The following is a 12,666-nucleotide window of genomic DNA, read 5'->3' on the forward strand; positions in this document are numbered from 1 at the left end:
GCGCAGCGGGGTCTCAGGCGGGGGCCGGGGCGCCGACGACGCGCAGCAGTTCCAGTCGGGAGGCGCACTCGCTGCCGGGCGCGGCGGTGTGCACGAGCAGCAGCTGGTCCTCGCCGCCGGCGGCCAGCACCTCGCACTCCAGGTCCAGCGGCCCGACCACGGGGTGCAGCACCCGCTTGCGGCCGCTGCGCCGCCGGGCGACTTCGTGGCGCTCCCAGTGGGAGGTGAACTCCCCTCCGGCGGTGAGGAGTTGTTCCAGCAGTTCGGCGGCGCGCCGGTCCCCGGGGCGGGTGGTGTGGGCGGCGCGCAGGGCGGCGACGTGGGCGCGGGCGAGGTCCTCGTGGTCCTCGGGCGGGAACAGTGCCCGGGTGTCCGGTTCGGTGAACCAGCGCAGCAGCAGGTTGCGCCGCTCGGGTGCGAGGGCGGCGGCGTCGCCGAAGACGGCGGCGGCCATCGGGTTCTGGGCGAGGACGTCGCCGAGGTCGGAGACGATCTGGGCGGGCGTGTCGTGCAGCCGGTCCAGGATCAGCAGCAGTCCCGGCCGTACGTGCCCGAGCGGTCCGTGTCGGCGTGGCGGCTCGTGCCCGGCCAGGCGGAACAGGTGGTCGCGCTCGTCCTCGCTCAGCCGCAGTGCCCGCGCCAGGGCCGCGAGCAGCTGCGGCGAGGGCTGCGGGCCGCGACGCTGCTCCAGGCGCGCGTAGTAGTCCACCGACAGTCCCGCCACCTGCGCCACTTCCTCCCTGCGCAGCCCGGGTGTGCGCCGTCGCGCCCCGGGCGGCAGCCCCAGGTCGGCGGGGGCGAGCCGGGCCCGGGTGCGGGTGAGGAAGTCGGCCAGTGCCGCTCGGTCGATCATGCCCCCAGTCTGACCGGCCGGGGCGCGCGGCAACCAGGGATCGCCGGTCCCTGGTTCGGGGGGTCTCTGCCGCGCCGTTCGTGCCGCGGGCAGGGTGGTGGGCGTCGGAGGAGAACAACTCCCCTGGAGGGGGCGGGCGATGGCGAAGATCCTGGTGACGGGCGCGACCGGTGCGGTGGGCAGTCGGCTGGTGCCGCGGCTGGTGCGGTGGGCCGGGGCGGACGGCTCCTCGGTGCGGGTGCTGGTGCGGGACGCGGCGAAGGCGGCGGCTCTGGCGGGTGCGGGGGTGGAGGTGGTGGTCGGCGACCTGTGCGAGGAGGCGGACCGGGCGCGGGCGCTGGCGGGGGCCGAGGTGGTGCTGAACGTGGCGGCGGCGCTGCGCGGGGTGCCGGACGAGGCGGCGTGGGCGGTCAACCGGGACGCGGCGGTAGCGCTGGGGCGGCAGGCGGCGAAGGCCGGGGTGGCGCGGTTCGTCCACACCAGTACGAACCTGGTGTACGGGCGGGGGCTGGGGCGCCCCGCGGTGGAGGGCGACCGGCTCGCGCCGGATCCGGCGTGGGGGGTGTACGCGGCTTCCAAGGCGCAGGCGGAGTCGGGTCTGCGCGCGCTGGGTGACGAACTTCCTTTGGTGGTGGCGCGGTTGGCGTTCGTGTACGGGCAGGGAGATCCGCATCTGGAGCAGTCGCTGCGGTGGGCGGCGAACTGGCCCGCGCACCAGCGCCTGGCGGTGGTGCACCACGCGGACGTGGCGCGGGCGCTGTGGCGCGCGGTGGTGGCGCCCGGCATCGAGGGGCGCACGTACAACGTCGGCGACGACGCGCCGCTGACGGCCTGGGACCTGTACGCGCTCAACGGGCAGGTCCACCCGGGCGGTTCGCCGCAGGAGCCGTTCGACCCGTGGGAGGGACAGGTGTCCACGGCGGCGGCGCGCCGGGAGCTGGGCTGGCGTCCGCTGTACCCGTCGGCGTGGGCGGCGGCCGACGCCGGGGCGCTGTAGCGGGCGCCGCCCGGCCCCGCCGTGGGAAGGGCGGGGCCGGGCGGCACTGCTCAGCCGGCGGGGGCGTAGCCGGCCGGGCGGGTGGTGAAGGTGCCGCGGCCCTGGGTGCGGCCGCGCAGGCGCCCGGCGTAGCCGAACAGTTCGGCGAGCGGTACCAGTGCGCTGACCCGGGCGGTGGTGCCGGGGCCGGGTTCGGTGGCCCGGACGTGGCCGCGGCGGGCGGCGAGGTCGCCGAGGACGGCGCCGAGGGCGTCCTCGGGCAGGGTGATGCTCACCTCGGCGAGCGGTTCCAGCAGGTGCATCCGCGAGGCGCGCAGTGCCTCGCGCACACCGAGGCGGGCGGCGGTGCGGAAGGCGAGCTCGGAGGAGTCCTTGGGGTGGGTGGCCCCGTCGGTGAGGGTGACGGCGACGCCGGTGACCGGGTGGCCGCCGAGCGGTCCCTCGGTGAGGGCGTCGCGGCATCCGGCCTCGACGGCCTGCACGTACTCGCGTGGCACCCGTCCGCCGGTGACGGTGGAGGCGAACGCGAACCCCTGCCCGGTGCCTTCCGGCAGGGGGTGGACGTCGAGGACGAGGTGGGCGAACTGCCCGGCGCCGCCGTCCTGTTTGGCGTGCCGGTAGGTGAAGCCGGTGACGCCCTCGACGAGGGCCTCGCGCAGCGCGACCTTCGGCCGGCCGACCACCGCTTCGACGCCGGCCTCGCGCCGGACCTTCTCCACCGCGACTTCCAGGTGCAGTTCGCCCAGGCCGGACAGGGTGCGCTGGCCGGTCTCGGGGTCGGTGGCCACGCGCAGGGACGGGTCCTCCTCGGCCAGGCGGGCCAGGGCTGCGGCGAGCTTGTCGGTGTCGGCGGCGCGGCGGGCCTCGACGGCGACGGTGACGACCGGTTCGGCGCTCACGGGGGCCTCCAGGACGATGGGGTGCTCGGCGTCGCACAGGGTGGCGCCGACGCGGGTGTGCTTGGGGCCGACGACGGCGACGATGTCGCCGGCACGGGCGCTCTGGGTCTCGGTGTGGCGGTCGGCCAGGACGGTGAGGATGCGGGCGATGCGCTCGCGGCGGCCGGTGGTGGTGTCGAGCACGGTGGCTCCCTTGTGCAGGGTGCCGGCGTACAGGCGCAGGTGGGTGAGGCGGCCGGTGGGGGCGGCCGTGACCTTGAACGCCAGGGCGGTCAGGGGCTGTTGGGGGTCGGTTTCACGCTGCTGGGTACGGTCGGCGGAGCGGGTGGGCGGGACGTCGAGCGGGGAGGGCAGGTAGGCGACGGCGGCGTCCAGGAGCGGTTCGATGCCGCGGTTGCGGTAGGCGGAGCCGCACAGCACCACGACGGCCTCGCCGGTGCGGGTGAGGTCGCGCAGGGCGGCGGTGAGGGTGGCGGCGCCGAGGGTGGCGTGGGCGCAGAACTCCTCCAGGGCGTCGGGGTGCAGTTCGGCCACCGCCTCCTCCAGGGCGCGGCGGCGTTCGGCCGCCCGGTCGGCGAGGTGGCCGGGGACGGGGCCTTCGTGGAGGGTGCCGTCGTCGTGCCAGGTGAGGGCGCGCAGGCGCACCAGGTCGACGACGCCGGTGAACGACTCCTCGGCTCCGATGGGCAGTTGGACGGCGAGCGGGCGCGGATGCAGGCGTTCGCGGATGGCGGCGACGGCGGTGTCCAGGTCGGCGCCGGCGCGGTCGAGCTTGTTGACGAAGGCGATGCGCGGCACGCCGTGGCGTTCGGCCTGGTGCCACACCGACTCGCTCTGCGGCTCGACGCCGGCGACCGCGTCGAAGACCGCCACCGCGCCGTCGAGGACGCGCAGGGAGCGTTCGACCTCGTCGGCGAAGTCGACGTGGCCGGGGGTGTCGATGAGGTTGATCCGGTGCCCGGCCCAGGCGCAGCTGACGGCGGCGGCGAAGATGGTGATGCCGCGGGCGCGTTCCTGGGGGTCGAAGTCGGTGACGGTGGTGCCGTCGTGGACCTCGCCGCGCTTGTGGGTGGTGCCGGTGAGGTAGAGGATCCGCTCGGTGACGGTGGTCTTGCCGGCGTCGACGTGGGCGAGGATGCCGAGGTTGCGGACGGCGGCGATGGTGTTCGCGATGGTGGCGGTGGTGGTGTGGGTGCGCATGGCCCGGGTGCCTTTCGAGGCGGTTCGCTTCTGGGGTGGGCGCGCGATTTCGGCAGTGCCCGCCGGCTGACTGGTCATCAGATATGGCTGTGTGGACGGACCCTGCGGTCGGACGGGGCCGGTGTCAGACGGTGGCGGCACTGCTCCGGTGCCGGCCGCGCAGCGGGCACCGGGAGGACGGGGACACCATGATCACCTCGTACCGCGACGCGGGAGAGGGGGTGGCGGCGCTGTGCTTCGGCATGGCCGCTCGCCCCCCTTTCCTCGTCTCGTGCGTCACGTTCGTCGCGTCGGGCCGCGCGTCGGCGCGGCTGCGTGGCGAGTGTAGGGAAGGCGGGCCGCGCGGGGCGAAGGGTTTTACGGCGCCGGGCCCTGGACGGGTCCTACGGGGCCGGGCTGCGCGGTGTCCCGAAGCGCAGCACGGGCTCGGACCAGCCGTCGTCGGCGACGCCCGTGTCGAGGGCGGCGCCGATGGCGCGTTCCTCGTACGCGAAGTGGGATTCCATGATGGCGGCGAGCCCGTCGAGTTCGCGTGCGATGGCCTCCGGGTCGGCGCCGGGGGCGGCGCCGGCGGCCCGGTCGGCGAGGTGGCGCACCCGGGTGAGGATGTGGGTGATGAGGCCGTGGTCCTCGACGAGTTTGCCGACGGTCGGCGCCAGGTCGGGCCGTTCGCGCAGGAGTTGGGCGAACAGGCCGGTGTCCTCGCCCTGGTGGTGGTTGGTCAGGGCGGTGCAGAAGGCCAGGCAGTGGGCGAGGAGTCCGTTGTCGTCGCCGTCCGGGCGGCGGGGCCGGCCCAGGCTTGCGCGGACGTCGGCGAGGCGGTGGCGCAAGTCCTGGTGCGCGCGGGAGAGTTGCAGGCTGAGGGCGGCCGTACGGCCGGTGGAGGGGGAGGCCACGGGGGCGGTCCCTTCGGTTGCGCACCTCCATGCCTGACGCAGTCCGTCACCGGCACGCGATGCTCGCGCCATCCGATCACGCGGCCCGGCCGGCAGGCAAGCGGAGCGCCGGTGCCCGGCTGGTTTCCGGGGCCGCCGTCACGCCCCGCCGTCACGCCCCGCCGGCGAGGTCGCGCAGGGTCGCCCCGGCCTTCGGGGTCAGGACGAGCGGGCCCCTGCCGTTCGTCCACACGGCACGCACGTCGAGGCTTCGCAGGCGCCAGCCGTCGGGGGTGCGCACCGCCTCGCCGGTGAACGTGCCGCCGACGTCGAAGTGGCCGCCGGGTTCCTCGCCGCGCGCCTGCTGGGTCGAGGCGAGGTGGACGTGCGCCATCACGGCGTTCCAGCGCACCGCGGCCCGGTCCCCGTCCAGGTCGATCATGTAGTTGGCGCCCACGTGCTGGGTCCGCTCGAACTTCCCGAGGGTCGCCTGCTCGGACTCGGCCAGCCCGTCGATGCCCTCGTGGTCCCCCACCGGTGTGGTGATCCGCACGTCGGGGGTGAAGTAGCGCCGTGCCCACGCCTCGTCGAACCGCCCGCCGCCGTGGGGCACCATGTCGAGGCTGAGCAGGTAGCCGTCGATGAGGCCGGTGATCTCGGCGCGGTCGGTGAGGACCTGGACCCGCTGTTCGAGCGCGGCGAGGTTCGTGTTCGTGGTGGTGATGGTCATGGCCCCGACTCCCTGGGATCGCGGTGCGTGTCGCGGCCGGTCCGGTCGCGCACCACGGAAACTAGAAGTTCAAGTCGACTTGATATCAAGGCCTCGGTCCGGAACCGGCCGGACCCGCCCGGCGGCGGGATCGGGATCGGCGGAGGGCCCGGCGGCATCAGGCCCGGCGGCATCGGGCCCGTCGGCGGGGCCGGGCTCGGCGGTGGGCTCGGCGGCCGCGCCGGTGCGCGGGCGCCCGAGCAGGATGCCGACGACGACCAGCGCCAGTCCCGCGCCCCGGCGCGCCCCGAAGGGGTCGCCGTCCAGCGCGGTGCCCAGCAGCACGCCGGTGAGCGGGTTGAGCAGTCCGAGCAGGCCCACCGTGCCGGCCGGCAGGTGGCGCAGTCCGGCGAACCAGCAGGTGAAGGCGAGCGCGGTGGCGACCACGGTGGTGTAGCCGAAGGCGAGCAGGGTGGGCGTGTCCGCCGCCGGGGGCGCGCCCTCGACGGCGGCGGCCGGCGGCAGCAGCACCAGGCCGCCGGCGGTCAGCTGCCAGGCGGTGGCGGCGAGCGGGTCGGCGCCCTCGCGCCAGCGGGCGGCCAGTACGTAGCCGACGCAGGAGACCAGCATCGCGGCCGCGGAGGCCGCCAGCCCGGCCCAGCCGATCCCCTCCCCCGTTCCGGCCAGCGCGAGGGCGACCCCGGCCAGGCCCACCACCGACCCGGCCAGGTGCGCGCGGCGCGGCCGCTGCCCGGCCAGCGCCCAGGCGGTGAGCAGCATGGCCAGCGGGGAGGCGGCCATGAGGGTGGCGGCGGCGCTGGTGGGCAGCAGTTGGGAGGCGAGGTAGAGCAGGACGAAGAAGGCGGCGGTGTTGAGCAGGCCGAGCAGGGCGCTGCGCCACCACCACGCGCCGTGCGGGCGGCGGCGGGCGAGGGCGAGCAGCAGCAGGCCGGCGGGCAGGGCGCGCAGGGCGGCGCCCCACAGCGGGCGGTCGGCGGGCAGGTGGGCGTGGGTGACCCAGTAGTTGGCGCCCCAGGCGACGGGGGCGAGGGCGGTGAGCAGTACCCACCGCTTGGTGGCTTCCATGGAAGGCAATATAGCTTCCCGGGAAGCTACTGGGGTAGGGTGGTGGCCATGGAGCCCGACCAGCACGAGGACCACGTCGCCCGGGTCCAGGCCGCGTGGCGGCGCGAGCGCCCCGACCTCGACGTCTCGCCGCTGGCCGTCATCGGGCGCCTGCACCGCCTCGCCGCCCGCCTGACCGCCGAACTGGCCCTCGTCTACCAGCGTTACGGCCTGGGCGAGGGCGAGTTCGACGTGCTCGCCGCGCTGCGCCGTGCCGGCGCCCCGTACGAGCGGGCGCCGGGCGAGCTGGCCGCGCACACGATGGTGACCACCGGTGCGATGACCAAGCGGATCGACCGCCTGGAGCGGGCCGGGCTGGTCACCCGCCGCCCCACCGTGGACGACCGGCGCGGGCGTGTGGTCGCCCTCACCGGCGCCGGCCGGCGCCTGATCGACGAGGCGTTCGCCGCCCACCTGCGCAACGAGCACCGCCTGCTGGCCCACCTGAGCCCCGAGGAGGCCGGCGCGCTGCAGGGCCTGCTCACCGCCTGGCAGCGCCGTCTGGACGGCGCCGGGGGCGCGGAACCCGGGGAAGCGCACGGAGCCTGACGCCGGGCCGTGAGAAGCTGGCGCATGACCAGCTCGCCTCCCCCGCCCGACGCCCCGCAGCCCTCCCCCGCCGCGCCTCCGCCCGGCTGGGAGAACCCGGCGGTGCGCGCCGACCGGCGCCTGGTGGAGATGCTGCAGGAGCTGCGGGTGCTCCAGACGGGCGTGCAGATCGTCTTCGCGTTCCTGCTCGGGGTCGCCTTCACCCCGCGCTTCGCCCAGCTCTCCGACGCCCAGCAGGACATCTACGTCGCCACCCTGCTGCTGGCCGTCGTCGCCGCGGCCGTCCTGGCCACCCCCGTCGCCCTGCACCGCGGGCTGTACCACCACCCCGGCAAGCAGCGGATCGTCACCGTCTCCGTCCGCGTCGCCCAGGTGGGCCTGCTGCTGCTCGCCTCCGCGCTGACCGGCGCCGTGCTGCTGGTCCTCGACGTCGTCCTCGGCACGGCGCTCGCGGTGCCGATCACCTGTGCCATCGCGCTGATCTTCGGCGTGCTGTGGTTCGCCCTGCCCTGGGCGGTGCGCCGCGCCGCCACCCGCGACGGGGCCTGACCGCGCCGCCCCGACCGCTGCCGGCCCCGGGGGGCCGCGGGGGCCGGTGGCCGGGCCGAAAGGCGCGCCCCGGTCCGTCTCCCCCACCCCCCGGAGCCCACCGCACCCCGAACCGTCTACCGTGCCGGTATGCACACCGACGACAGCCCCTGGGACGTCCTGCTGATCGGCGGCGCCTCCGGCATCGGCAAGAGCCGTGCCGCCGCCCACCTCTCCGCCCGGCACGGCGCGTTCGTGGTCGAGTTCGACGACGTCGTGGCCGCCCTCCAGGCCGCCACCACCCCCGCCGGCCACCCCGGCCTGCACCACTTCTCCGCTCTGCCCGACCCCGGCGCGCTGGGCGCCGACCGCGTCCTGGAACTCCAGATCGCCACCGCCCGGGCCCTGGACGACGCGCTGCTCGGCGTGGTGCGCAACCGGCTCACCGTGGACGTGCCCGCGATCGTGGAGGGCGACTACCTCACCCCGGCCGCCGCCGCCCGCGCCGGCGCCGAGGCCGCCCGGCAGGGCCGGCGCGTGCGCGCGGTCTTCCTGCACGAGGACGACCCGCGGCGCATCGGCGCCAACTACGCCGAACGCGAGCCCGACTCGGGCCCGCAGCCCGAGCGCGCCGCCGTCAGCGCCCGCTACAGCACCTGGCTCGCCGGCCAGGCCCGCACCCACGCGCTGCCCGTGGTCGACTGCCGCCCGTACGCCACCCTGCCCGGGCGCCTGGCCGCCGCCCTGGCGTGACGGCCGCCAAGGCGGCGGGTCAGCCCTGTGCCTGCTGCCCGTCGTCGTACGCGGCGCGCGCCGCCAGCACCTGCGGCATGTGGCACTCCGCCCAGGCCTTGATCTGCTGCACGAGCGGCAGCAGGTCGCGCCCCAGCCCGGTGAGCTCGTAGTCGACGCGGGCCGGCACCCCGGCGGTGACGGTGCGGCCGACCAGTCCGTCGCGTTCCAGGACGCGCAGGGTCCGGGTGAGCATCTTCTCGCTCACCCCGGCCAGGCGCCGGCGCAGGCCGCTGTAGCGCAGCGGTCCGTCGGCGAGGGCGCTGACGACGAGGCTGACCCACTTGTCGCCGATCCGGTCGAGGAGTTGGCGCGCCGGGCACGAGGCGAGGTAGGCGTCGTAGCCGGCCGCCTCGGCGGCGCGGCGCTGGGCGGCGGTCATGGTGGGCACCGGCCCACTCTCCTTTCCGTGCGGTACGCACCTTCGGGTTCGTCCTTCCCGGTGGAGAGTAACTCTCCTTAGGCTGGGTGGAGTTGCCGAGTCGTGAGGGGTGTGGGTGTGATGCGTGCCGTGGTGGTGCGGGAGTTCGGCGGTCCCGAGGTGCTGGAGCTGGTGGAGGTGCCGCTGCCGCAGCCGGGCCGCGGGCAGGTGCGGGTGCGGGTGGCGGCGGCCGGGGTCAACCCGGTGGACGTGGTCACCCGCTCCGGGGTGCTCGCCGGGGCCGGGCTGATGGGCCCCCGGGCGGTGACCGGCATCGGCTGGGACGTGGCCGGGGCGGTGGACGCCGCCGGTCCCGGCGTGACGCAATTCGCCCCCGGGCAGCGGGTGGTGGGCCTGCGCGACCGCCTGGACACCGACTTCGGCACCTATGCCGAACACGTCGTCCTGGACGCGGACGCCCTCGCCCCCGCCCCGGCGGGCGCCACCCTCGCGCAGGCCGCGACCCTGCCCCTCAACGGCCTCACCGCACTGCAGGCCCTCGACCTGCTCGACCTGCCGGCCGGCTCCACCCTGCTGGTCACCGGCGCCGCGGGCGCGGTCGGCGGCTTCGCCGTCGAACTGGCCGCCCTGCGCGGTCTGCGGGTGGTCGCCCTCGCCGGGGAGGGCGACGAGAAACCGGTACGCGGCCTGGGCGCCGAGTGGTTCGTGCCGCGCACGGCGCCCGATGTGGCCGCCGCCGTACGGGAGTCGGTGCCCGGCGGGGTCGACGGCGCGATCGACGCCGCCCTGCTCGGCGTACGGGCCCTGGGCGCGGTGCGCGGGCGCGGCGCCTTCGTCGCGGTCGCGGCCGGCAGCGCCCCGGTGGCGCTGCGCGGCATCCGGGTCGCCAACGTGTGGGTCACCGCCGACGGCCCCGCCCTCGCCCGCCTGTCCGCCCTCGCCGCCGACGGCCGCCTCACCCTGCGGGTGGCCGACACCCTCCCCCTGGAACACGCCGCCCGGGCCCACCGCCGCCTGGAGGCCGGCGGCCTGCGCGGCCGCCTGGTCCTGACGCCCTGACCCGCCCGTGCGCAGGAAGTCGACCCCGCCGGCTTCCCGCTCCCCCGGCCTCCGCGGCCCGGCTACCCCCGCTGCGGGGCGGGCTCGTCGTCCGTGACGGCCGTCGCGGGCTTGGTGTGGAGGACCTCGCGGGCCTGCTCGGCGGCGCGCACGATGCTCTCGCTGATGAAGTCGAGGAAGCGGGCGATGTTCTCCAGGCGGACGGCGGCGGGGGTGCCGGGGCCGAGGACGGCGACGCCCTCGCGGGCGGTTTCGACGACCTTGTCGTTGGCCCGGGCGCTGGCGATGACCGCCTGGTAGTAGAGCTCGTCGTCGACGATGTAGCGGTCGCGGCGGCGTTCGTCGCGCTCCCGGCGCACCAGGCTCTGGCTCTCCAGGAAGGCGATCGCCTTGGAGATGGACGCCGGGCTGACCTGGAGGCGCTGGGCGAGTTCGGCCGCGGTGAGGCTGCCCGCGTCGGCGGTGAACAGGCAGGTGACCACCCGGGCCCCCATCCGGTTCAGCCCCGAGCCCATCAGGACGGTGGTGAGCTGCTCCTCGTACGCGGCCACGGCCTCGCCGTCGCGCCCGTGCGGCTGCGGGCCGGACTGCGGCCCGCCGGGGGTGGCGGGCCGGCGCCGCTGGGCGCGGTGTTCGGTGGCGCGATGGGCCAGGTCGGCCCGGTAGGCGAGGGGGCCGCCGTTGCGCATCACCTCGCGGGTGACGGTCGAGGTGGGGCGCTCCAGGCGCCGGGCGATCTCGGCGTAGGGGAGGCTGTCGGCCAGCCCCAGCGCGATCTGCCGGCGTTCCTGCTGGGTGAGCCTGCCTCCCGGCATCGCGTTCTCCTCGGTGGTCGTCGCTGCGTGGTTCCCGGTCGACCCCACCATAGCGTTCACCTTCCACCCATTGCAATGATCGCACCAGCCGCCGTTGCATTACCCGGCACACCCGTTGCAACAGTTTCCCGTCAATCACCTGCAATGACGCAGTTTTGACGCAACGAACTAGTTGCCGACATCTTGAAAGCAACGTAGCGTTTCCAATGTCAGAAACATCGACCGGGCGGTCCCGGAACCGGGCCCGAGCCCGCACCCGTACAGGAGAGCACCGTGCAGAAGTTCGACACCTGCGCCCCGATCACCGTCGTCCTGGACATCCCCGGCGGGCGCGTCCGGCTCATCGCCGCCGAGCGCGGCGACACCACCGCCGAGGTCCGGCCCGCCCAGCCCGGCAAGGACCGCGACGTCCAGGCCGCCGAGCGGACCGCCGTCGCCTTCACCGACGGCGTCCTGCGGATCGTCACCGCCGCGGCCGACCACCAACTCCTCGGCCCCACCGGCTCCCTGGAGGTCACCGTCCAGCTGCCGGCCGGCTCCGCCGTCCGGGGCAAGGCCGCCGCCGCCGAACTGCGCATCGTCGGCCGCCTCGGTGACGTCGCCTTCGACGGCGCGTACCGCCACACCAAGATCGACGAGGCCGCGAGCCTCGACCTGACCGCCGTCGACGGCGACATCGAGGTCGGCCGCCTCGCCGGCCCCGCCCGGATCAGCACCGCCCGCGGCGACATCCGGATCACCGAGGCGCAGCGCGGCACCGTCGAGCTGAGCACCCGGTCCGGGAGCATCACCGTCGGCGCCGCCGCCGGCGTCTCGGCGGCCCTGGACGCCGGCACCGGCCACGGCCGGATCGGCAATGCCCTGCGCAACGACGGCACCACCGTGCTCGACATCCGCGCCACCACCTCCCACGGCGACATCACCGCCCGCAGCCTCTGACACCGGCACCGGCCCGACACCATCCAGGGGGAAGACATGACGGACGACGCCACACCCGCGGCCGGCGCGACGGCCTGGACCGGCATGGTGCCGGTCGACGACACCGCCCTGGCCGTCACCGACACCGGCGGTCCCGGACTGCCCGTGGTCTACCTCAACGGCCAGTTCGCCACCCAGGGCTACTGGCGCCGGGTCCTGGCCGAACTCGGCCCGCAGTTGCGGCACATCACCTATGACGAGCGGGCCCGCGGGCGGAGGTCGAAGCGCTCCGCGGACTACTCCTTCGAGGCCGCCGTCCGGGACGTCGACGCCGTCCTCGCCGCCCGCGGCGTGGAGCGGGCCCTGCTGGTGGGCTGGTCCTACGGGGCGTTCGTCGGCGCGCACTGGGCCTCGCGCAACCCGCAGCGCGCCATCGGCGCCGTCCTGGTCGACGGCGCGCAGCCCTACGACTGGCTCACCGAGGAGATGGAGCAGCGCATCCGCAAGCAGTTCCGGCAGTGGGCCCCGCTCATGGCGCTGATGCGCCCCACCGGGCTGACCCCGCGGATGACCCACGGGCAGATGTCGGAGTGCAACATCGAGCTCGGCAGGATCGGCAGTGCCCGCGAACTGGGCCCGGTGCTGGACGCCATCACCGTCCCGACCCGGTACGTGGTCGCCTCGGGGTCGTCGCTGGGCAGCCGCGGCGACGAGCAGGAGCTGATCCGCGCGGCCCTGCCGTCGGTGACCGAGCGCAACCCGCACATCGCGATCAGCGCGAAAGTCCCCAGCAACCACGGCGCGATCCTGAAGAAGGACTTCCGCGCCGTCGCGGACGCCGTGCGCGAGGTGGCTGTCCTCGACCGCCCCGGGGCCGGTCGCTGACGGCCTGCCCACCCCCGCATCCGCCACCACCGGGCGGCCCGCCGCGACGACGCGGCCGCCCGACACCGCGCCACCACAAG

14 protein-coding genes are annotated in these 12,666 nt (G+C 75.7%); 7 read left to right on the forward strand and 7 right to left on the reverse strand.

All coding sequences use genetic code 11. The annotated features are described in order from the left end of the window. Positions 1-13: 13 nt before the first annotated feature. Positions 14-850 (reverse strand): helix-turn-helix transcriptional regulator, encoded by an 837-nt coding sequence (locus AB0O11_RS20995; RefSeq protein ID WP_363389123.1) that lies wholly within the window; start codon positions 848-850, stop codon positions 14-16. Positions 851-992: 142 nt separating this feature from the next. Here AB0O11_RS20995 and AB0O11_RS21000 point away from each other — a divergent pair, with 142 nt between their 5' ends. Then, on the forward strand, positions 993-1,850 hold the full coding sequence (locus tag AB0O11_RS21000; RefSeq protein ID WP_363388947.1) for an NAD(P)-dependent oxidoreductase: 858 nt from the start codon (positions 993-995) through the stop codon (positions 1,848-1,850). 50 nt (positions 1,851-1,900) lie between these two features. Here AB0O11_RS21000 and fusA read toward each other — a convergent pair whose 3' ends face one another. From fusA to AB0O11_RS21020, 4 genes are all read right to left on the reverse strand, one after another. Next, on the reverse strand, positions 1,901-3,949 hold the full coding sequence (fusA, locus tag AB0O11_RS21005) for an elongation factor G (RefSeq protein WP_363388949.1): 2,049 nt from the start codon (positions 3,947-3,949) through the stop codon (positions 1,901-1,903). Positions 3,950-4,332: 383 nt separating this feature from the next. Next, a complete protein-coding gene (locus tag AB0O11_RS21010) occupies positions 4,333-4,845 on the reverse strand; it encodes a hemerythrin domain-containing protein (protein ID WP_363388952.1) in 513 nt (170 codons plus the stop codon). Positions 4,846-4,996: 151 nt separating this feature from the next. Beyond that, positions 4,997-5,554, reverse strand: coding sequence for a nuclear transport factor 2 family protein (locus AB0O11_RS21015; protein ID WP_363388955.1), 558 nt, complete (start codon positions 5,552-5,554; stop codon positions 4,997-4,999). Between the two features lie 69 nt (positions 5,555-5,623). After that, the gene (locus tag AB0O11_RS21020) at positions 5,624-6,619 is read right to left on the reverse strand and encodes an EamA family transporter (protein WP_363388958.1); all 996 of its coding nucleotides are present in this window, start codon (positions 6,617-6,619) and stop codon (positions 5,624-5,626) included. Positions 6,620-6,667: 48 nt separating this feature from the next. On the opposite strand from AB0O11_RS21020, the gene AB0O11_RS21025 reads away from it, so the two are divergent. The 3 genes from AB0O11_RS21025 to AB0O11_RS21035 all read left to right on the forward strand — a co-directional run bounded on the left by AB0O11_RS21025 (position 6,668) and on the right by AB0O11_RS21035 (position 8,488). After that, positions 6,668-7,207, forward strand: a complete 540-nt coding sequence (locus AB0O11_RS21025) for a MarR family transcriptional regulator (protein ID WP_363388961.1) — start codon at positions 6,668-6,670, stop codon at positions 7,205-7,207. 24 nt (positions 7,208-7,231) lie between these two features. Further along, positions 7,232-7,756 (forward strand): DUF6328 family protein, encoded by a 525-nt coding sequence (locus tag AB0O11_RS21030; protein ID WP_363388964.1) that lies wholly within the window; start codon positions 7,232-7,234, stop codon positions 7,754-7,756. Between the two features lie 129 nt (positions 7,757-7,885). Then, positions 7,886-8,488 carry an AAA family ATPase gene (locus AB0O11_RS21035; protein ID WP_363388967.1) on the forward strand — a complete coding sequence of 201 codons (603 nt, stop codon included), beginning with the start codon at positions 7,886-7,888 and terminating at the stop codon, positions 8,486-8,488. Positions 8,489-8,507: 19 nt separating this feature from the next. Here the strand turns inward: AB0O11_RS21035 and AB0O11_RS21040 are convergent, their stop codons facing one another. Further along, on the reverse strand, positions 8,508-8,918 hold the full coding sequence (locus AB0O11_RS21040) for a helix-turn-helix domain-containing protein (protein ID WP_363388970.1): 411 nt from the start codon (positions 8,916-8,918) through the stop codon (positions 8,508-8,510). A gap of 111 nt (positions 8,919-9,029) precedes the next feature. Between AB0O11_RS21040 and AB0O11_RS21045 the strand changes: the two genes are divergently transcribed. After that, positions 9,030-9,968, forward strand: a complete 939-nt coding sequence (locus tag AB0O11_RS21045) for an NADP-dependent oxidoreductase (RefSeq protein WP_363389126.1) — start codon at positions 9,030-9,032, stop codon at positions 9,966-9,968. A gap of 62 nt (positions 9,969-10,030) precedes the next feature. Here AB0O11_RS21045 and AB0O11_RS21050 read toward each other — a convergent pair whose 3' ends face one another. After that, on the reverse strand, positions 10,031-10,783 hold the full coding sequence (locus AB0O11_RS21050; RefSeq protein WP_363389129.1) for a helix-turn-helix domain-containing protein: 753 nt from the start codon (positions 10,781-10,783) through the stop codon (positions 10,031-10,033). A 273-nt stretch (positions 10,784-11,056) separates the two neighbouring features. Here AB0O11_RS21050 and AB0O11_RS21055 point away from each other — a divergent pair, with 273 nt between their 5' ends. Beyond that, positions 11,057-11,722, forward strand: a complete 666-nt coding sequence (locus AB0O11_RS21055) for a DUF4097 family beta strand repeat-containing protein (protein WP_363388972.1) — start codon at positions 11,057-11,059, stop codon at positions 11,720-11,722. A gap of 36 nt (positions 11,723-11,758) precedes the next feature. Then, on the forward strand, positions 11,759-12,586 hold the full coding sequence (locus AB0O11_RS21060) for an alpha/beta fold hydrolase (protein WP_363388975.1): 828 nt from the start codon (positions 11,759-11,761) through the stop codon (positions 12,584-12,586). The last annotated feature ends 80 nt before the right edge of the window (positions 12,587-12,666 follow it).

Origin of the sequence: Kitasatospora sp. NPDC093102, from assembly GCF_040683915.1 — a bacterium.
Classification (GTDB): domain Bacteria; phylum Actinomycetota; class Actinomycetes; order Streptomycetales; family Streptomycetaceae; genus Kitasatospora.

What these genes read in the sequence shown, in the direction of transcription:
- AB0O11_RS21000 (WP_363388947.1), top strand. Translation starts at nt 993, where the DNA reads ATGGCGAAGATCCTGGTGACGGGCGCGACCGGTGCGGTGGGCAGTCGG.
- AB0O11_RS21050 (WP_363389129.1), bottom strand. Translation starts at nt 10,783, where the DNA reads ATGCCGGGAGGCAGGCTCACCCAGCAGGAACGCCGGCAGATCGCGCTG.
- AB0O11_RS21030 (WP_363388964.1), top strand. Translation starts at nt 7,232, where the DNA reads ATGACCAGCTCGCCTCCCCCGCCCGACGCCCCGCAGCCCTCCCCCGCC.
- AB0O11_RS21015 (WP_363388955.1), bottom strand. Translation starts at nt 5,554, where the DNA reads ATGACCATCACCACCACGAACACGAACCTCGCCGCGCTCGAACAGCGG.
- AB0O11_RS21060 (WP_363388975.1), top strand. Translation starts at nt 11,759, where the DNA reads ATGACGGACGACGCCACACCCGCGGCCGGCGCGACGGCCTGGACCGGC.
- AB0O11_RS21025 (WP_363388961.1), top strand. Translation starts at nt 6,668, where the DNA reads ATGGAGCCCGACCAGCACGAGGACCACGTCGCCCGGGTCCAGGCCGCG.
- fusA (WP_363388949.1), bottom strand. Translation starts at nt 3,949, where the DNA reads ATGCGCACCCACACCACCACCGCCACCATCGCGAACACCATCGCCGCC.
- AB0O11_RS21035 (WP_363388967.1), top strand. Translation starts at nt 7,886, where the DNA reads ATGCACACCGACGACAGCCCCTGGGACGTCCTGCTGATCGGCGGCGCC.
- AB0O11_RS21045 (WP_363389126.1), top strand. Translation starts at nt 9,030, where the DNA reads ATGCGTGCCGTGGTGGTGCGGGAGTTCGGCGGTCCCGAGGTGCTGGAG.
- AB0O11_RS21020 (WP_363388958.1), bottom strand. Translation starts at nt 6,619, where the DNA reads ATGGAAGCCACCAAGCGGTGGGTACTGCTCACCGCCCTCGCCCCCGTC.